The sequence below is a fragment of the Microbispora rosea genome, assembly GCF_044460045.1.
Lineage (GTDB): Bacteria > Actinomycetota > Actinomycetes > Streptosporangiales > Streptosporangiaceae > Microbispora > Microbispora rosea.
On the sequence record NZ_JBITJO010000008.1, the window covers coordinates 204,859 to 223,197 of the forward strand.

The 18,339-nt window shown below is 71.8% G+C and carries 20 protein-coding genes; 10 read left to right on the top strand and 10 right to left on the bottom strand.

Translation table 11 applies throughout. The features are described 5' to 3' along the window. Nucleotides 1–100: 100 nt before the first annotated feature. The 7 genes from ACIBK1_RS29990 to ACIBK1_RS30020 form a co-directional block, all read right to left on the bottom strand. Complete coding sequence (locus ACIBK1_RS29990) at nucleotides 101–1,228, bottom strand: cysteine--tRNA ligase (protein WP_396739046.1); 1,128 nt, start codon at nucleotides 1,226–1,228, stop codon at nucleotides 101–103. A 79-nt stretch (nucleotides 1,229–1,307) separates the two neighbouring features. Further along, nucleotides 1,308–3,173: a sigma factor-like helix-turn-helix DNA-binding protein gene (locus ACIBK1_RS29995; protein WP_396739048.1), complete on the bottom strand. Its 1,866-nt coding sequence runs from the start codon at nucleotides 3,171–3,173 to the stop codon at nucleotides 1,308–1,310. A 55-nt stretch (nucleotides 3,174–3,228) separates the two neighbouring features. Further along, nucleotides 3,229–5,289, bottom strand: coding sequence for a UvrD-helicase domain-containing protein (locus tag ACIBK1_RS30000; protein ID WP_030507476.1), 2,061 nt, complete (start codon nucleotides 5,287–5,289; stop codon nucleotides 3,229–3,231). A 3-nt stretch (nucleotides 5,290–5,292) separates the two neighbouring features. After that, nucleotides 5,293–6,912 (bottom strand): hypothetical protein, encoded by a 1,620-nt coding sequence (locus ACIBK1_RS30005; protein WP_396739050.1) that lies wholly within the window; start codon nucleotides 6,910–6,912, stop codon nucleotides 5,293–5,295. Nucleotides 6,913–6,959: 47 nt separating this feature from the next. Further along, nucleotides 6,960–7,736, bottom strand: coding sequence for a class I SAM-dependent methyltransferase (locus ACIBK1_RS30010; protein WP_030507474.1), 777 nt, complete (start codon nucleotides 7,734–7,736; stop codon nucleotides 6,960–6,962). A gap of 136 nt (nucleotides 7,737–7,872) precedes the next feature. Then, nucleotides 7,873–8,973, bottom strand: a complete 1,101-nt coding sequence (locus ACIBK1_RS30015; RefSeq protein ID WP_051761615.1) for an ABC transporter substrate-binding protein — start codon at nucleotides 8,971–8,973, stop codon at nucleotides 7,873–7,875. 86 nt (nucleotides 8,974–9,059) lie between these two features. After that, on the bottom strand, nucleotides 9,060–9,275 hold the full coding sequence (locus ACIBK1_RS30020) for a putative acetyltransferase (RefSeq protein WP_357328943.1): 216 nt from the start codon (nucleotides 9,273–9,275) through the stop codon (nucleotides 9,060–9,062). Between the two features lie 124 nt (nucleotides 9,276–9,399). Between ACIBK1_RS30020 and fdxA the strand changes: the two genes are divergently transcribed. The 7 genes from fdxA to ACIBK1_RS30055 all read left to right on the top strand — a co-directional run bounded on the left by fdxA (nucleotide 9,400) and on the right by ACIBK1_RS30055 (nucleotide 14,950). Continuing rightward, nucleotides 9,400–9,726 (top strand): ferredoxin, encoded by a 327-nt coding sequence (fdxA, locus tag ACIBK1_RS30025; RefSeq protein WP_030507471.1) that lies wholly within the window; start codon nucleotides 9,400–9,402, stop codon nucleotides 9,724–9,726. Nucleotides 9,727–9,782: 56 nt separating this feature from the next. Then, the gene (gene dapC, locus ACIBK1_RS30030) at nucleotides 9,783–10,862 is read left to right on the top strand and encodes a succinyldiaminopimelate transaminase (RefSeq protein WP_030507470.1); all 1,080 of its coding nucleotides are present in this window, start codon (nucleotides 9,783–9,785) and stop codon (nucleotides 10,860–10,862) included. 11 nt (nucleotides 10,863–10,873) lie between these two features. Then, complete coding sequence (locus tag ACIBK1_RS30035) at nucleotides 10,874–11,509, top strand: DUF4178 domain-containing protein (protein ID WP_030507469.1); 636 nt, start codon at nucleotides 10,874–10,876, stop codon at nucleotides 11,507–11,509. Nucleotides 11,510–11,566: 57 nt separating this feature from the next. Next, complete coding sequence (locus tag ACIBK1_RS30040; RefSeq protein WP_036406124.1) at nucleotides 11,567–12,331, top strand: hypothetical protein; 765 nt, start codon at nucleotides 11,567–11,569, stop codon at nucleotides 12,329–12,331. A 24-nt stretch (nucleotides 12,332–12,355) separates the two neighbouring features. After that, nucleotides 12,356–13,411 carry a succinyl-diaminopimelate desuccinylase gene (gene dapE, locus ACIBK1_RS30045; protein ID WP_030507467.1) on the top strand — a complete coding sequence of 352 codons (1,056 nt, stop codon included), beginning with the start codon at nucleotides 12,356–12,358 and terminating at the stop codon, nucleotides 13,409–13,411. A gap of 204 nt (nucleotides 13,412–13,615) precedes the next feature. Further along, nucleotides 13,616–14,362, top strand: coding sequence for an LOG family protein (locus ACIBK1_RS30050; RefSeq protein WP_030507466.1), 747 nt, complete (start codon nucleotides 13,616–13,618; stop codon nucleotides 14,360–14,362). Nucleotides 14,363–14,371: 9 nt separating this feature from the next. Further along, nucleotides 14,372–14,950, top strand: a complete 579-nt coding sequence (locus ACIBK1_RS30055) for an LOG family protein (RefSeq protein ID WP_030507465.1) — start codon at nucleotides 14,372–14,374, stop codon at nucleotides 14,948–14,950. A gap of 10 nt (nucleotides 14,951–14,960) precedes the next feature. Here ACIBK1_RS30055 and ACIBK1_RS30060 read toward each other — a convergent pair whose 3' ends face one another. Beyond that, the gene (locus ACIBK1_RS30060; protein WP_363403900.1) at nucleotides 14,961–15,233 is read right to left on the bottom strand and encodes a hypothetical protein; all 273 of its coding nucleotides are present in this window, start codon (nucleotides 15,231–15,233) and stop codon (nucleotides 14,961–14,963) included. Nucleotides 15,234–15,276: 43 nt separating this feature from the next. Between ACIBK1_RS30060 and ACIBK1_RS30065 the strand changes: the two genes are divergently transcribed. Then, nucleotides 15,277–15,687 carry a hypothetical protein gene (locus tag ACIBK1_RS30065; protein ID WP_051761584.1) on the top strand — a complete coding sequence of 137 codons (411 nt, stop codon included), beginning with the start codon at nucleotides 15,277–15,279 and terminating at the stop codon, nucleotides 15,685–15,687. Next, nucleotides 15,681–16,265 (top strand): DNA-3-methyladenine glycosylase I, encoded by a 585-nt coding sequence (locus tag ACIBK1_RS30070; protein ID WP_396739055.1) that lies wholly within the window; start codon nucleotides 15,681–15,683, stop codon nucleotides 16,263–16,265. The genes ACIBK1_RS30065 and ACIBK1_RS30070 overlap by 7 nt, the downstream gene beginning before the upstream one ends. An 88-nt stretch (nucleotides 16,266–16,353) precedes the next feature. On the opposite strand, the gene ACIBK1_RS30075 is transcribed toward ACIBK1_RS30070, so the two are convergent. Beyond that, entirely contained in the window at nucleotides 16,354–17,133 is a 780-nt protein-coding gene (locus ACIBK1_RS30075; protein WP_396739057.1) for an enoyl-CoA hydratase-related protein, read from the bottom strand. 15 nt (nucleotides 17,134–17,148) lie between these two features. Next, nucleotides 17,149–17,919 carry a PaaX family transcriptional regulator gene (locus tag ACIBK1_RS30080; RefSeq protein ID WP_396739059.1) on the bottom strand — a complete coding sequence of 257 codons (771 nt, stop codon included), beginning with the start codon at nucleotides 17,917–17,919 and terminating at the stop codon, nucleotides 17,149–17,151. Between the two features lie 180 nt (nucleotides 17,920–18,099). On the opposite strand from ACIBK1_RS30080, the gene ACIBK1_RS30085 reads away from it, so the two are divergent. Then, entirely contained in the window at nucleotides 18,100–18,267 is a 168-nt protein-coding gene (locus tag ACIBK1_RS30085) for a DUF3117 domain-containing protein (RefSeq protein WP_076433904.1), read from the top strand. Nucleotides 18,268–18,339 lie beyond the last annotated feature (72 nt).

Genomic DNA, 18,339 nt, shown 5'->3' on the forward strand with positions numbered 1-18,339 from the left:
CCTGTACCTGTACCTGGACCTGCTGCCGCGCACGGTCGTGACTCGACGTCAGTATGCGAGGAACATCCCGATCGGCCCGTTCAGGCGCGCGGAACGTCGGTCAGATGCGGCCGATGTCGGCGGGCAGGCCGAGGGCGAGCACGTGATCGAAGTGGAGGAAGGTCTCGAACTTGGACCCCGGCGCGATCGACTCGTCGGCCTCCAGATCGCGCAGCAGGCGTAGCGCCGCAGGAGTGTCGAGATCGTCGTCCAATGCCCGCTGGACGCGCTCGGAGTGTGCCTGGTCGATCGGGCGGCTCGGTGACTCCGCCCATTCGGCCACCCGCCGCCGGAGTCGCCGCAGTTCTTCGTCGGCGGCGCGAAGGGCGTCCCAGGTGAGGTCGACCGGCCGCCGGTAGTGGTGCTCCAGCAGGGCCAGCCGTACGGCGAGGGGATCGAGACCGGCGGCGACGACGCCGGACAGCGGCACGACGTCCCCGGTGCCGGCCGGGCGGCCCTCGAACAGCAGGTGTCCGGAGTGCGCCCAGTGGGCGGCGGCCTCCCGGCCTGTGGCGGCGTTCGACTGGGCCCGTGCCCTCTCGTGGTGGGGGAAGCACAGGTCGGCACGGCCCACGTACAGGTCGAAGCGGGGGCCGAGGAACCGCAGCGGCGCGGCCGAGCACTCCATGTCGTGGCCGGGGAGCCCGCGGCCCCAGGGCCCGTTCCAGACCGGTCCGGCGTGGTCGCCGGCCGAGTCCCCCGGCGATTCCGGCGCCGGCTCCCAGAGGGGCCAGTCGGGCGCCGAGCCCGGCTTGCCGGAGATCTCGCCGTACGTGGGGAAGGACGCCGCGTCGAAGAACACCGCCCCCTCCGGGGTGGTGTACGCGTGGCCGCGCTCGATGAGCCGCCCGATGAGCTCGATCACCAGGCCCATCGTCTCGCTGGTCCTGGGGGAGTGCTCGGGAGCGCGCATATTGAGCGCGAGCGTGTCGGCGTCGAAGGACGCGCCGTCGCCGTCACGAGCGCGACCGCCGTTCCGGTGAACGAGGTCGGAGACGTTGCGGCAGGCGAGCACCCGCAGCCCGGCGCGTTCGGCGACGCGGCGGACGAGGTCGGCGAGCAGGGCGGGGCGCAGGTCGGCGAGGCCGGCGGGCTCGTGCGCGGTGCAGGTGTACATCCGCAGGATCCGCGAACCGGCCGGGGCGACGGGCACGACCTGCCGGGTGAGGGTGTCGTGGAGCCGCAACATGCTCCGAGCCTACGTGCTGCCCCCGACATCCCCGCCCCGGCCCCGGATCCTGATCACATTCACAGGAAAATCCCCGGAATCAGGGGAGGAAGGTCAGGATGTCGCGGTCGCCGCGGTCGCGCAGGCGGTCGAGGACCTCCTCGCGGGCGGACCCCTCGGGCAGGCCGATGCGGGCGCCGATGAGCCGCAGGCCCTCGGCCTCGGACGCCACCGGAGCGGTGTATCCGATCAGGTGCAGCGCATGGTTGATCGCGGGCAGCCCGGCCCCCGCCGCGGGCAGGAAGCGGGTCAGCAGCTCGCCGCCGTCGGAGACCGTGAGGAAGACGTGGTCGCCCTCGGACGCGTTGTACTCGGCGAGCACGTGCCTGATCGAGCCGATGGTCGGCTGGTTGTGCCAGCTGATCACCACCTCACCCGACGTGGTGGAGGCGGTGAGCTGCCCCCCTGGCGCCATGCCGAGGTGCGCGGCGAAGCCGGTCGGCAGCGGGGAGCCCGAGCCGCGCAGGTGCTCGGCGTTCACGTCGACACGGTGCCACCAACGGCCGTCCCTGCTGCGAAAGCAGCGGCGGGTCATCGACACGTCCCGGCGCGGCTGGTAGGCCTCGGCCTGGTCCTGGACGGCCACCCTGATGTAGCCGCGCTGGGTCCGCTCGAACCCGGGCCCTCCGGCGTACGCCCTGATGGAGCTCTCGCTCACGTCGTAGCGGGAGGTCAGGTTGTCCACGACCGTGCTCACGGACGCCTCGCCGCCCGCACGCTCGATCTCCCGGATGATCATCTCTCGGATGCCCAGGTACTCGTCGCCGCCCCAGCGCCGCAGTCCGTACTTGCTGCGGTCGAGCCGGATGAACCGCTCGTCGGAGGCGAGCTGGTTCCGGATGCCGACGAGGCTGTAGTCCTCGGCGATGCGGGACTGGATGTCCTCGGGGGTGAGCGGGGCGTGGGCGACGGCCAGCACGGCCTCCGCCTTGTCACCCATGCTGCGCGGCCAGGGGACGGCGTGACCGTCCATGATCCGCAGCTGCGGCACCGACGTCAGCCAGCGCTCGGCGACGTCCTCCCGGATGCCGAGCTGGGCGACGAGGGAGACCGCCTCCTCCAGCGGACGGGGGCCGTCGGCGAACAGCTGCCGGGTCTTCTCCCTGAGCTCGTCGGCGCCGCCCGCGATCAGCCAGCCGTCCACCTGCTCATACCCGGTCAGGAGCGTACGGACGACCCGCCAGGCGGGGATCGCGAGCGTGATCAGCTCGGTGCGGTGCCACGGCACGGCGGCGGCCAGGTCGTCGGCGGGCACGGCCGAGCCCAGCCGGGTGCGCAGCCAGGACAGGTGGGCGTTCAGCGGCGCGGCGGACGGGCCGTTCAGCCAGTCCATCACGTGGTCGCGCAGGTCGCGCTCGATCTGCCGGATGCGCTCGCGGGTGACGGAGAAGCGCTGGGCCAGCTCGTCCAGCGTGGCCCGCTGGCCCTGTCCCGGTTGCTGGGAGGTGTCGAAGTAGAGCCGGTCGCGCGCGATGGCCCGCTGGCGGTCGTCCAGCCGGGCGAAGATCTCGTCGACGATCTCGGGCATCGGCCGCTCGGGGAGGGCCGGCGGAACCGCCGCCCCGGCCGGCTCCCGCGCGGGCTCCGTGGCGAGCAGCTTGTCGATCACGTCGACGTACAGGTCGTGGACGCTCTCCCGCGGGCCGGGCGTCTGGAGGCTCTCCTCGGGGTGTGTGAACCTCAGCAGCGGGAGGATGTCGCCGAGGACCAGGTGCGCCCAGCAGGCGGTGGTGAGGTCGGCGAGCCGGGAGGCGACCTGGCCGGTTCCCACCGCCGCGCAGGCCCGGTCGAGGGGAAGCGCCTGCCACCACGCGTCGGGAAGACCGGGGTCGCTCGCGATCGGCTCTACCTGGCTGGGCGCGGTCCAGCGCAGCGGAGGCACGATGTCGCTAAGGCTGAGGTTCATGCAGGTCCAACCGGCAGGGGGAATATATCCGCAGTTCAGACTAGGGGATCGGACGTCAGGCCGGGATGAAGGGACTGGCGCGCCCCGAATAGGACACGTAGAGGACCTCCCCCGCCCGCGTACACGCCACGTAGAGCAGCCCCCGTTCGCGTTGCAGATCGTGCGCCCGGGCCGTCGGGTCCTCGTCGGCCGGGGTCAGCGCGTCCGGCGCCGGCACGATTCCGTCAGCCACGCCTATCACGGCCACGCGGCGGAATTCCAGCCCTTTCATGCCGTGGAGGGAGGTGACTTTGACCGTGATGCCCGCTTCGCGTAGTGCGGTGCGGGCGGTACGCACGAGGTCGGAGGTGCGGGCGGCCACCGCGATCTGGGCGGTCGGCACGCCCTCCTCCAGCCATTCGGCCACGGTGGAGACGAGCCCGGTGATCTCCGCCTCCGCGTCCACGTACGCGCGCACCATCGGGCGTAAGCCGTGGTCCACCGCGCGGTAGCCGTACATCGCGGCGTTGCCCGCGACCAGGCCGTCGGCGGGACCGCCGCCGCGCAGGCGCACTCCCCACGACAGGATCTCGGTGGGCAGCCGGTGGGAGATCCTCAGGCGGAAGTGGCGGGCGGGGATGCCGACGTCCGCCAGCGCGACCCGGGTGTCGAACATGCGCTGGTGCGGGTCTCCCACGATGAACAGGTCGTTCGGGGCGACGGGGACCGCCGCCCGCAGCAGCCGCCATTGGGCCGGGTGCAGGTCCTGCGCCTCGTCCACCACGATGTGCCGGTACGGCTCCCGCCCCGGCGCCTCGTCGCCGAGCAGGTCGCCCACGGCCCGCCCGAGCAGGCCCGCCGCGTCCGAGGCGAGCTGGAGCAGGGTGCGCCGGCCGGACTCGCGCAGGCGCCGCACGACCTGCTGGACGGCCTCCCACACCAGCGCCCTGGACTCGGCGTCGAGCCGGACGCCGCGGCCGGGCCGGCCGGCCGACTGATACTCCTCCAGCGTCCGCAGGTCCTGGGAGAGGATCACCTGCTCCCACTCGCGCAGCAGGAACGCGCTGCCGAAGCGTCCGACGGCCGCCTCCTGCCACAGCTCGGCCAGGTCGTCGGAGGAGACGAGGGCGGGGGCGCGGCCCTCCGCCTCGGCGACGATGCGGTGCGCGATCCTGTCGACGTTGCCCACCTCGACGCGCTTGCGGACCACCTCGTCGTCGATGATCATGTCGAGCCGCGTGGACAGCTCGGTCGCGAGGCTCTGGGAGAACGTCACCAGCAGCACCGGGCCGGTGGCCGCCCGCGCCAGCAGGGCCGCCCGGTGCAGCGCGATGACCGTCTTTCCGGTGCCCGCGCCCCCGGTGATCAGCAGCGGCTGCTCGTACGCCGGCCAGTTGGCGTACGTGTGCTGGGGCGGGTAGAGGAACGTGCACCAGCCGGGCAGCGTGAGGATGCGCTCCAGTTCCGCCGCGTCGGCGGCGAACGCGGCCCGGTCGGGGCTGCGCCGCAGCGCCGACAGGAGGTCCTCGGGGTCGATCTCGTCGGCGACGCGGGAACGGCAGGCGTCCAGCTCGCGCCAGGCCGCCGCGAGGGAGCCGCCGCGGGCGAGCGCCGCGAGCGGCGCGTACTGGCTGTACGGGAGCAGGGGCTCCACGGCCGCGAGATGCGACTCCGACGTCATCAGCCGCAACAGCGGCAGCAGGTGGGCGTCGACGCCGATGTTCAGCAGATCGGCGTCGCACCAGTTCTCGAACAGCGGCCGGCCGCCGCTCTCCGACGCGCGGCGCAGGGCCGGCTCGATCCGCTCCAGGGCCTCGGCGTCCCAGGTCTCGACGATCCCGATGGCCGTGTTGACCCCGAACCTGTACCGCTGCGCGTACGACCACGCCTCGGCGTCCGGCAGCACGGTCAGCAGCCAGTAGACGTCCTCCTGCCGCACCACCACTCCCCGGTGGCGGTCGGCGAGCCGCAGCGTGACGACGCGGGGATCGCGGCAGTTGCGCACCCTCTCGGGGTGCGGCGCGGCGGACGCGTTCAGCAGGAACCGGCGCACCGCGACGGCGACGTCGCGGCGGACGGGCCGGGTGAGCGCGCCGAGCCCGCGCAGGAACTCCGGGGAGATCGCGAGCCGGGGCATCGGCTATCCCAGCAGGGTCAGCAGGTCGCGGTCCCCGCGTTCTCGCAGCCGCGCGAGGAGTTCGGGCCGCTCGACGGGTGCGGTGAGGCCGACGCGCGCCGCGATCACCCGCGCCGCCTGCTCGGGCGTGCCGCTCGGCGCGGTGTAGCCGACCAGGCGCAGCGCGCGGCTCGTCTCGTCGCCGCCGTTCGCCGCCGGCAGGTGCCGTACGCGCAGCATGCCCTCCTCGGACAGGGTCAGGAAGATGTGGCTGCCCTCCTCGGCGGAGACCTCGTCGAGAATCCGCCTGAGGGAGCCCAGGATCGGCCGCGCGTGCCAGGAGAGGCCGACCTCTCCGGCCGCGCTGCGCACCGCGCGGTCCTCGCCCGGCGCGAGACCGACGTACGCCGCGAACCCGCTGGGCAGCGGCACCTCGCCGCCGTCGAGGTGGTCGCCGGAGACGTCGACCCTGAGCCACCACCTGCCGTCCGGCTGCCGGAAGCACCGCCGGGTCAGCGCGACGTCCTTGAGCCCGCCCTGCTGTCCACCTGGCTGCCCGCCCTGCTGGCGGTCGGGGTCGATCTGGGACGCCTTCTGGGCGCGCAGTTGCGGCACGCTCTCCAGCCACTGCCTGGCGACGTCGGGACGGATGCCGAGAGAGGCGATCATCTCCAGCGCCTGGGGGACGGTCGGCGGGCGCTCGGCCGAGGCGATCAGGCTCCGCGTCCTCTCCCGCAGGTCCTCGATGTCGCCGGCCACGAGCCAGTCGCCGGAGAGGCGATGCCCGGGGAGCGTGGCGAGCACGAACCGCCAGGCGGGCACCTCCAGCGAGCGCAGTTCACGTCCGTGCCACTCGGCCGCCGCGACGAACCGGTCCTTCGGGACCGCGGCTCCGAAGGTGTCGGTGAGCCAGGTCAGATGCTCGGTGTACGGCTTCGCCTCCGGCAGCGCGAGCCAGTGGGACAGCCGGTCGCGCAGGGCCGCTTCGAGGTCGTGGATGACGGCGGGATGGACGGCCAGCAGCCTGGCCAGCTGCTCGGAGTCGGACGGCTCGTCGGCGAAGACCCGGTTCTGCGCCACCATCCAGGTCTGGTCGTCCAGGTCGCCGAACGCCGCGTCGATCAGCTCGGGGAGCTCGGAGACCTGTTCGTCCGGGGGATCCTCCACCGGCTCAGGGATCGGTTCGGGGATCGGCTCGGGGAGAGACTCGGAGACCGGCGACTCCGGGGACATCCGTAAGAACACGGCGGTGAACAGAGCGGTCAGCACGGGGCGGGCCTTGACGAACGGCTGGTCGGCCAGCTCGCGGCCGGACAGCGCGAGCAGGCCGTGCCACGACCCCGCCCGGTCGAGCGCGATCGCGACCTGGGGGTCGTCGGCCTCGTCGGGGTCGAGCACGTGCAGCGCGGGCAGCACGTCGCCGACGGCCGCCGCCGGCCAGTGGTCGAGCGCGAGCTCGGTGAGCAGGTCACCCAGCGCCTCGGCGTCCAGGACGGCGAGCACCCGGTGCAGGGGCAGCGCCCGCCACCAGGCGTCCGGCAGGCCGGGCCGGTCGGCCAGGGCCGTGATGCGGGCAGCGTCACTCCAGCGCAGCGGTGGCACGAGGTCACTCAGGCAGAAGTTCATGCGTTCCCCATCACTCACGAAGACCAGTCCATAGTCTGGCAAATCGCCCCGTCGTGGTGGAGATGTCAGTGACGTTCCGCGGCGAAACGGAGGCGGACGTAGTCGGCCATCCAGCCGGTCTCCCGGCGAAGCGCGGGGGCGGCCAGCTCGTTGACCCGGCGCAGCAGCGGCTCCACGGCCGCCGGGGGGACCCGGTCGAGCAGCGAGCCGGCGAACATCCGGACCCAGTCGGCCGCGCCGTTCGGGCACTCGTCGAGCGGGGTGGGGCGGTCGAAATACTCCAGCAGCCGGACGGTGAACCCGCCCTTCTCCAGCCGGTGGGCGTACTCCGCCGGGCTGGGGAAGTACCACGGCAGCTCGGGTTCGGGCAGGCCGTACTCCCGCCAGGCGGTGAGCACGGCGGAGGTCAGGGCCGCGCAGTTGCCCGCGCCGCCCATCTCGGCGACGAACCTGCCGCCCGGCCGCAGCGCCTCCCGTACGCAGTCGATCACCGCGCCGGGGTCGCGGCTCATCCAATGGAGCGCGGCGTTGGAGAAGACCGCGTCGTACGGCTGGGCGACGGTGAAGTCGTAACCGTCGCCCACGGTGAAGTCGAGTCCGGGGTGGTGCGCGATGGCCTGCTCGATCATCGAGTGGGAGCCGTCGATGCCCAGCACGTGGGCGCCGCGCCTGGCGATGTCGGCGGTGAGCACGCCGGTGCCGCATCCGAGGTCGAGCACGCGCTCACCGGGGCGCGGGTCGAGCAGTTCCACCAGTGGCGCGCCCTGAGCCGAGACGTAGCCGAAGGAGCTGTCGTAGGCGCGAGCGTTCCACCGGCTGAGACTGGGAGTTTCGTACCTCAAGATCGGCTCGCATTCTGACACGTGGTGCCCGGTGTCTTGATTGCCGCAATCTCATGCCGACTTGTGAGACTGCTGGGCTAACGACACACTTTACGGCTTCCGTCGCCTCCGCGAGATCGGGGGACGATCGGCGGGCTCAGCCGACCATCCGGGCCCAGTGCGCGGTCACGTATGACTTGGCCTGATCCTGCTCGGGGATGTTCAGGATCACCGGGTCGCCGGACGCCTCCGGCAGCTTGGCGGCGGCGTCCCCGTCCAGCGTGTCGCGCATCTCCATGGCCTCCATCCGGGCGGGCCGCGCGTACGCCTTGAGGAACAGGTTCTGGCCCTCGTCGGACAGCAGGAACTCCTCCCACAGCCGGGCGGCGGCCGGGTGCGGCGCGTCGGCGCTGATCGCCTGCATGTAGTAGGCGGCGAGCACCTCGTTCTTCGGGATCGTCACCCGCCAGGCCGCCGCGCCGCGCCCGGAGGCGGCCCGCGCCGCGTTCATGAAGTCCCAGTCCACCACCGCGGTCGCCTGGTCGGGCCGGCCGAGCATGCCGCCCTTCTTCAGCCGCGCGAACAGGTCCACGCCCCGTGCGGCGTCCGGCAGTCCGCTGCCGAGCGAGGCGGCCATCACGGCGCTGAACGCCGAGGCCATCCGGAGCGGGTCGCCCGGCAGCGCCACGATCGTCCCCGGCCTGACCAGCGCGCTGTACGACGCGGGAGCGGGGACCTTCCTCGGGTCGTAGCCGATCGACATGTATCCGCCGTAGGCGGCGAACCAGCGGCCCCGCTGCTCCTTGGCCTCGTCCGGGATGTCGGACCAGCCGGTCACCCGGTAGGGCGCGAAGAGCTTGGCGTTGGCGACCGCCACCTCAAGGGTGAGGTCGAACACGTCCGGCGCCTGCGCGGTCCCCTTCATTCGGGCCGCGGTGTCGATCTCCTGCTTGCTGCTCGCCTCCGGCACGACCGAGGTCACCTTGATGCCGTACTTGTCGGAGAAGCGGGCGATGATCTCCTTGTAGCCGACCCAGCCGCCCGGCAGGCCCACGACCGTGAGCGCGCCCTCCTTCTTGGCCGCGTCGACGAGCCTGTCCATGGTGCCGAACCCGGACTCGAGACTGTCGGCGCGGGGGTTCAGAGGCGGCAGCGGCTTGTCCGACGAGGGCGACGACGACGGCTTCGAGCACGCGGAGACCGCGAACAGGAGGAGGGCCGCCGAGGAGATCGTCACGACGCAGGCACGTATGGTCACGCCGCGTATGCTCCCCGCACGGCGGTGCTCGTTCCCGGCGGCGCGCTGGCGCATTACCGAGTCGGCGCACGCACCAGGCGCGGGGATTACCGGGCAGGTGGCGCGGGCGGTGCCGGCGGCACGACCTTGGCGGCGGCCAGGGTGTCCTCGGCGATCTCTACGAGGCTTCCGTCCCGTTTGCGCACGGTAAGCATCCCGTCGTGCCAGGATTCCAACACGCCGACGGCGTCCCTGTGCCCACCGGGCACCCTGCGTCGCGTCGTCACCCGTTTGCCCACGTCCGCAGGGGTGATGGCGATCACGAGACGGGCTCCGAACCGAGGGGCCACGACGATTGCCCCCCTCCTGTTCCGGCTAGTCGGCAGGCACCGCAATACTAGGGCTAGCAACCCGCGGTCGAGCCGTGCAACCCAGAAGGAGCCCGAGGTGACGTACGTCATCGCGCAGCCTTGCGTGGACGTCCTGGACAAGGCGTGCATCGAGGAGTGCCCCGTCGATTGCATCTACGAGGGCGAACGCATGCTCTACATCCACCCCGACGAGTGCGTGGACTGCGGTGCGTGCGAGCCGGTGTGCCCCGTAGAGGCGATCTTCTATGAGGACGACCTTCCCGAGCAGTGGAAGGACTTCTACAAGGCCAACGTCGATTTCTTCGAGGAGCTGGGGTCGCCCGGCGGCGCCTCGAAGGTCGGAAAGATCAACAAGGACCACCCGCTCGTCGCGGCGCTCCCGCCGCAGGGCGAGGACCACTGACCGGACCACTGATCGACGCCTGACCGGCGTGGTCCGTGACGACTGGGGGATTTTCTTTGCTTGCGTTGCCGGACTTCCCATGGGATCGGCTCGTGCCCTATCAGGACCTGGCGCGGGCGCATCCCGGCGGGATCGTCGACCTGTCGGTCGGCACGCCCGTCGACCCGGTTCCCCCGGTCGCCCGTGAGGCGCTCGCCGCCGCCGCCGACAGCCCCGGCTATCCCCTGACGTACGGCACGCCGCGGCTGCGTGAGGCGGCCGCGGGCTGGCTGCGGCGGCGGCACGGCGTCACGATCGACCCCGCCGACGTGCTGCCGACCATCGGCTCCAAGGAACTGGTGGCCTGGCTGCCGACGCTGCTCGGCGTGCGGCCCGGCGAGCGCGTGGTCTTCCCCGAGCTCGCCTATCCCACGTACGACGTGGGTGCGAGGCTGGCCGGGGCCGAGCCCTACGCGACCGACGGGCTCCTCGCGCTGGGCCCCGAGCGGGTGCCCCTCGTCTGGGTGAACTCGCCGTCCAACCCCACCGGGCGCGTCCTGCCCGCCGAGCACCTGCGCAAGGTCGTCGCGTGGGCGCGCGAGCGTGGCGCGGTCGTCGCGTCCGACGAGTGCTACATCGAGCTGGGCTGGGAGGAGCACCCGGTCTCCGTCCTCCACCCGGACGTGTGCGAGGGCTCCCACGAGAACCTCCTCGCGGTCCACTCGCTGTCGAAGCGGTCGAACTTCGCCGGATACCGCGCCGGCTTCGTCACCGGCGATCCCCGGCTCGTACGGCGGCTGCTGGAGGTGCGCAAGCATGCCGGCATGATGATGCCCGCCCCGGTCCAGGCCGCCACGGCGGCCGTGCTGGACGACGACGCGCACGCCGACGAGCAGCGCGAGCGGTACGCCCGGCGCAGGGCGGTGCTGCGGCCCGCGCTGGAGCGGGCCGGCTGGCGGATCGAGCACTCGGCCGCGGGGCTCTACCTGTGGGCCACCAACGGCACCGGCTGCTGGGACCAGGTGCGCGCGCTGGCCGAGCGTGGCATCCTCGTCGCGCCGGGCGAGTTCTACGGCGATGCCGGGCGCGACCACGTCCGCGTCGCCATCACCGCCACCGACGAGCGCGTCGATGCGGCGGTGAGCCGCCTCCAGTAGGATCGCCCGCCATGACGACAGCGATCGTGATCGTGCTTGGCCTCGCCACGGTCGTCGTCGTGCTGGGCGCCATCGCCGTGACCCGGCGCGTACGTACGCGCGAGCCGGTCCGCACACCGCCCGCCGCGCCGGGAGAACCGTCGCCGCGTGATCCCGAGGCGGAACCCGACTTCTTCGACCCCCGCACGATCAGGGTGGGCGACACCGTCTACGTGGAGGCCGCCCGTTACCGGGCCGTCGGCGCCCTGCACTGCACGATGCAGGGCGAGAAGTGGACGGAGTACCTGCTGGACGAGGGCGCCAGGCGCTACAACTGGCTGTCGGTCGAGGAACGGCCGGGCAAGGAGGGCGAGACCCTCCACCTGGAGGTCCTGTTATGGACCGACGTACCGACCCAGGGCATGGTGCCGGCCAGGCACATGCTCATCGTCGACGGCCTGGAGTTCTATCCGATCGAGCGCGGCACGGCCGCCTTCCGCTCGGAGGGGAACACCGGGCTGCCCGAGCGCGGCCTGCTCGACTTCGCCGACTACCGGACGGGCGACGGCCGCCTGCTGTCGTTCCAGCGTGTGCAGGGGGGGCAGTGGGAGGCGTCCTACGCCCGGCCGCTGACTCCTGGTTCGATTCGAGTGGATCGGCTTCCCTGATCACACGGGTAGGTTCTGCTTGTGGAACGGCGCCTTACCAAACCTGTCGTGACCGTCATGGTCATCGTCGTCCTGCTGGGCGCGGCCATCTTCTACGGCGCCTATCACCTGCTGAAGCGGACCCAGCCGTTCGCTCTGGGCGAACACTGCATGGTGCAGACCCCCGACGGCACACTCGATCTCGACATCGAGCAGGCCCAGGTGGCCGCGACCATCGCCGCCGTCGCGGTGCGGCGCAAGCTGTCCGAGCGCGCTCTGCAGATCGCCTACGTCACGGCGATCCAGGAGTCCAAGCTGGCCAACCTGCCGTACGGCGACCGTGACTCGGTGGGCGTCTTCCAGCAGCGGCCCTCGCAGGGCTGGGGGACGGCCGAGCAGCTGCAGGACCCGGTCTACGCCGCGCGGAAGTTCTTCTCCGCCCTGGAGAAGGTGAGGCACTACAAGACCCTGCCGCTGCACGAGGCGGCCCAGGCCGTGCAGCGCTCCGCCGACGGCTCGGCCTACGCCGAGCACGAGTACAACGCCAAGATCCTGTCGGCGGCGTTCATCGGGCGCGTGCCCCAGGCCGTGCACTGCTGGTATCCGCCGTCCGACAAGCCGGTCACGCCGCAGCCCGAGACCGCGCGCAAGCAGCTCGTGCGCGCGCTCGGCACCGACTCCGCGCCCAAGCGCGGCTGGCTGGTGGCCGCCTGGTACGTCACCCACGCCCAGAAGTACGGCCTGCGCCAGGTGCGCTTCGAGGGCGTCACCTGGACGGCCGCGAGCGGCCACGACGGCTGGCGCAAGGCCACCAAGCCCGTCGCCACCGTCCAGGTCGCGTGAACCCGTGGATTAAGGTCGGGTGACATGCGGCTTGACCTAGCCCAGGACGTGGGTGCGCTGACGGCGCAGTTGGTGGACATCGAATCGGTGAGCGGCGGGGAGAAGGCGCTGGCCGACGCCATCGAGGAGGCGCTCGTTCCGCTGCCGCACCTGACGGTGCTGCGGGACGGCGACGCGGTGGTGGCGCGGACCGGCCTCGGCCGGGCCGAGCGCGTGGTGATCGCCGGGCACATCGACACGGTCCCGGTGGCCGGCAACCTGCCCAGCAGGGTCGAGGACGGCGTGCTGTACGGCTGCGGGACGTCCGACATGAAGAGCGGCGTGGCCGTCCAGCTCAAGCTCTGCCTGCTGGCCGAGCCGAACCGCGACCTGACCTTCGTCTTCTACGACTGCGAGGAGATCGAGGCCGAGCGGAGCGGCCTGCTGCGGCTCACCCGCACCCATCCCGAGTGGATCACGGGCGACTTCGCGGTCGTGATGGAGCCGACCGACGGGCTGATCGAGGGCGGCTGCCAGGGCACGCTGCGCGCCGAGATCACGGTGAAGGGCGTGCGCTCGCACAGCGCCCGGTCGTGGGAGGGCGTCAACGCCATCCACGGCGTCGCGCCGGTCCTGGACGCCCTCCGCCGGTACGAGGCCCGGCGCCCGGTGGTGGACGGCCTCCAGTTCCGCGAGGGCCTCAACGCGGTGGGCGTACGCGGCGGGGTGGCCGGGAACGTGATCCCGGACGAGTGCGTGGTGACCGTGAACTACCGCTTCGCCCCCGACCGCACGCTGGAGGAGGCGTTCGCCCACGTCCAGGAGGTCTTCGACGGCTTCGACGTGCGGCTCACCGACGGAGCGCCGGGCGCTCGGCCGGGGCTGACCCACCCCGTCGCCGCGGCCTTCGCGGCCGCGATCGGCGGCACACCTCGGGCCAAGCTCGGCTGGACCGACGTCGCGCGGTTCTCCGCCCTCGGGATGCCCGCCGTCAACTGCGGCCCCGGTAATCCCGACATCGCGCACACGGCGGGGGAGAACGTGAGCCTCGCCAAGATCGTCGACAGCGAGCGCCGGATGACGGCCTGGCTGGCCGAATAGGCCGTAGATAGAGGAAAGTGGCTTTCCTCGCCGGCCATTTGGCGGGGAAAGCCACTTTCGTCCCGAGCAGCACCCTCGTTTCTTAGACGGGGCCTCGGCGACGACCGGTTCCATCCTTCCGAGGTCTCTTTCAAGATTCTTTCGGGCTGGGGGAGGCGCGTGCGGCTTGCGCCGTTCCCGACCCCGACCGTTAGCGTGACCGTCATGAACCACACCCGACCCGAACGCCGCCAGGGACCGTCGCTGGTCCGCGGCGGCCTCGTCCCCGAATCCACCCATGACCAGCGCCTCCTCGACCGCCGCGGCCCCACCGGCTGGCTTCACGAGGATCCCTGGCGCGTCCTGCGCATCCAGTCGGAGTTCGTCGAGGGCTTCGGCGCCCTGGCCGACCTTCCTCCGGCGGTGACGGTCTTCGGCTCGGCTCGCACCGGTCCCGACAGTCCCGAATACGAACTCGGGGTGAAGGTCGGCTCGGCGCTCGCCAAGGCGGGCTACGCGGTGATCACCGGTGGCGGCCCCGGAGTGATGGAGGCGGCGAACAAGGGCGCACTCGAAGCCGGCGGCGTCTCGGTCGGCCTCGGCATCGAGCTGCCGCACGAGCAGCGTCTCAACGACTACGTGGACCTCGGCATCGAGTTCCGCTACTTCTTCGTGCGCAAGACGATGTTCGTCAAGTACGCCAGCGGGTTCGTGGCCCTGCCCGGCGGGTTCGGAACGCTTGACGAGCTGTTCGAGGCGCTGACCCTGGTGCAGACGCGGAAGGTCACCTCGTTCCCGGTGATCATGATGGGCGTCTCGTTCTGGTCGCCGCTGATCGACTGGATCCGCGACACGCTGCTGGCCACCGGGAAGGTCTCGCCGCAGGACGCGGAGCTGGTCTCGGTCACCGACGACCCCGACGAGGCCGTGCGCATCATCCTGGAGGCGGACCGGCGCGCCCCCACTCAGTAGGGTTGCGACGTGTTCGTTTGCGTGTACTGCTCGTCCAGTCAGAAAATCGACCGCAAGTACCTCGACCTCGCTCGGGAGGTGGGCGCCGAGCTGGCCCGCCGCGGCCACGGCCTCGTGAGCGGGGGCGCCATCGTCTCCTGCATGGGCGAGGTCGCCCGGGCCGTCCGCGACGGCGGCGGCCACACGGTCGGGGTGATCCCCCAGGCGCTCGTCGACATCGAGATCGCCGACACCGACTCCGACGAGCTGATCGTCACCCCCGGCATGCGCGAGCGCAAGGGGATCATGGACGCCAGATCCGACGCGTTCCTCGTGCTTCCGGGCGGCATCGGGACCCTGGAGGAGCTGTTCGAGATCTGGACCTCCCGGGTGCTCGGCATGCACGAGAGGCCACTGGTCGTCCTCGACCCGTGGGGCCTGTACGGCCCGCTGCGCGACCTGGTCGACGGCATGTACGAGCAGGGCTTCACCCGGCCGAACGTGTTCGACGCGATCTCGTGGGCGACCACGGTGGACGAGGCGCTCGACCTGCTCGAACTGTCCACGGTCCGCCTCAGCCCCACGGGCGAGGAACTCGGCGAGAGCTAGTAACGCTCCGTCAGGCCAGGCCGCGGCGGGTCAGGGCGGGGGGCCTGCGGCCCAGCAGGGCCTCGGTCATGTCGAGAGCCTGCCGCACGTCGTGGGAGGTGCGGAAGACGCTCGCGCCCGCCCAGGCGTACGCGGCCGCGGCCGCGATCGCCTCGGTCTCGTCACCGGGGAGCGTCACCACGACGGTGTGTCCCGCCCGGGCCAGCGCGGACGCCTCCGGCAGCGAGGCGGCCTCGACCCAGGTGGACTCGGTCTCGTCGTCGGGCCCGATCACGCGCGTCATGCTTCCATGCTCGCACGCAAAAGAGTTGTGGCACGATTCGTATGTGCTGGTCGTACTCGTCATCGCCGGACTCGCCGTGATCGCCTGTGTGGTCATGGTCTCGCTGGGACACGGCGGCGAGATGGCGGAGTTTCCCCCGGACGTGCCGCCGCTCGAACTGCCCGTGGCCGGCCAGATGACTCCCGCCGATCTGATCGCGCTCCGGCTTCCGATCGGTCTCGTCGGCTACAGCACCCAGGCGGTGGACGAGACGCTGCACCGCGTCTCGGTCGCGCTCGGGGAGCGCGACACCCGCATCGCCGTGCTGGAGCAGCGCGTGGCCGAGTTATCGTATGCACGGCTGCAGGCCCGCGAGGAGGTCAGACAGACCGAAACGCAGCAGTTCACGACGGAGAAGACCGAAGACTCCGACGGCCTGGCCGGTGATCGCGCCGACGCGGAAGAGGCATGGTGACAGCGCACGACGACGGGCTGGTCCGCTGCGGATGGGCGGGCACGACGCCCGACTACGTTGCCTACCACGACGAGGAGTGGGGCCGCCCGGTCCACGGGGACGATCTCGTCTTCGAGCGGATAACCCTGGAGGCGTTCCAGTCCGGCCTGTCGTGGCTGACGATCCTGCGCAAGCGTGACAACTTCCGCAAGGCGTTCGCCGGGTTCTCGATCCCGGCGGTGGCGGCGTTCGACGAAGGCGACATGGAACGCCTGCTCGGCGACGCGGGCATCGTGCGCAACCGCGCCAAGATCGAGGCGGCCGTCGCCAACGCCCGCGCCGCGCTTGAGGTGCCGGGCGGGCTGTCGGAGCTGGTGTGGAGGCACGCCGAGGAGCCCGGCAGGGTCCCGGCCACTCTCGCCGACGTCCCCGCCCGCACGCCCGGTTCCACGGCGCTGGCCCAGGAGCTCAAGAAGCACGGCTTCCGCTTCGTCGGCCCCACCACGGCGTACGCCCTGATGCAGGCCATCGGCCTGGTCAACGACCACGTCGCCGACTGCCACGTCCGCGAGGCCGTCACCGCCCCTCGCCGTGTCTGATTGCTTCGAAGCGCCTATCGGCCTTCGCTGTGTTCAATGGCTTCGAAGCGCCTATCGGCCTTCGCTGTGTTCAATGGCTTCGAAGCGCCTATCGGCCTTCGAAGCGGGGCCGTTCCTTGTTGAGGAACGCCTTGGTCGCCGCGGCGTGGTCGGCGGTGGCGGCGCACTCGTCCTGAAGCTCCGCCTCCCGCTCCAGCGCCTCGGCGAGGGAGGACGACGCCGCGTGGTCCAGCGCCGCCTTGGTCGCGGCGTACGCCCGGGTGGGGCCCTGCGCGAGCCGTACGGCGAGGTCGCGGGCGGCGGACGCCAGCCGGTCGGCCGGGACCACCTGCCCGACCAGCCCGAGCTCCAGAGCCCTGGTCGCGTCCACGACCTCGCCGAGCAGCAGCATCTCCCGGGCGCGCGCGGGGCCGACGAGCCGCTGGAGGGTCCACGACGCGCCGGAGTCGGGGGCGAGCCCGATCCCGGCGAACGCCATCGAGAACTTCGCGGTCTCGGCCGCCACGCGGAAGTCGCACGCGAAGGCCAGCGAGGCGCCCGCCCCCGCGGCCACCCCGTTGACGGCGGCCACGACGGGCTTGCCCATCGTCGCGACGGCCAGCACGATCGGGTTGTAGTGGTCGCGCACCGTGTTCGCCAGGCCGAGACCCCGGTCGAGGTTGCCGGCGTGCTCGCGCAGGTCCTGCCCCGCGCAGAAGGCTCGGCCCGCGCCGGTCAGGAGCACCGCCCGCACCGACGTGTCGCCGGCGGCGCGCCGCACGGCGGCGAGCAGGGCGGTCTTGGTGGCGACGGTCAGCGAGTTCATCGCGTCGGGGCGGTTCAGCGTGATCGTGGCGACGGCTTCGTCGACGTCATACGTCACGGTCATCTCGGGCGGCTCCGTTCACATCATGGTCAGATTGCGCTCGACGAACGCGGCGGCGGCGGGCAGCAGCCGGGCGGCCTCCTGTTCGAAGAAGGTGCGGGCCTTCTCGCCCGGCCAGCCCGGCGGCAGCAGGTCGGCGGGCAGTCCGGGGTCGCGGAACAGGAAGTTGCGCCAGCCGTGCACCAGCCGGCTGCGAACCGCGAAGACCCGGTCGTCCGGGGCGTCCTCCGGCAGCGAGCCCACCAGCTCCGCCGCGCTGGCCAGCCAATCCTCGTACGCGCTGCCGATGCCGTCCAGGTCCCACGCGCGTGCGAGCAGGTCCCGCGGGTCGCCCTCGTACGCGGCGTCGAACCGGTGGCCGGGGACCAGCAGCGCGTCGAGCTCGGGCGAGGGCCGCGGACCGATCCAGGTCGTCTCCGACAGCGGGGCGTACCCGAGGAAGGCGAGGTCGGCGCGGAGCCGCTCGCGCCGCGCCCGGTCCCTGACCGGTTCGAGCACCAGGACGTGCCAGCGGCCGCCCCACGGTGCGTCGCCCCGCCGGTAGACGCGCGTCGCGGTCTCGTCGAGCCTGCGTTCGCACTTCGGCGTGACCGCGTACCCCGGTCCCTGCGGCAGCCGTACGGGATCGAGCCAGCCCTGCCGGACCATACGGGATATGGCGGTCCTGACGGCCGGCGCCGCGACGTCGAGCGGCGAGAGCAGCCTCACGAGCGCGGCCACGGAGGCACGGCCGCCGCGGGTGCGAAGGTGGTCCCCATAGAGATCGAAAAGCGCGGCTCGGGCGTTCACCCCACCCAGTGTGGGGTCACGCCCGGTCCGTCCACAACGCGCGTCTCGCCGCATTGATCCACTGACCGGAGCCGGGCCGTTACCTTTTTGAGCTCGGAGGCGGGATAATAGAACATCACAGAAACGTGAATACGCCGGTTACCCTCCGGGGCGGCCGACAACGCGGGAAGGGATACACGCATGGCGGCGATGAAGCCGCGGACCGGTGACGGTCCGCTGGAGGTCACCAAGGAAGGACGGGGCATCGTCATGCGGGTCCCTCTCGAAGGTGGCGGCCGACTCGTCGTGGAGCTGTCCGCGGACGAGGCCAGCGCCCTCGGTGACGCGCTCAAGAAGGTGGTCGGCTGACCTCGTCAGCCGACCCGTTTGATTCACGGCCCTGGCGGCGGGTGATCCCGCGCCGGGGCCGCCCTATTGGAG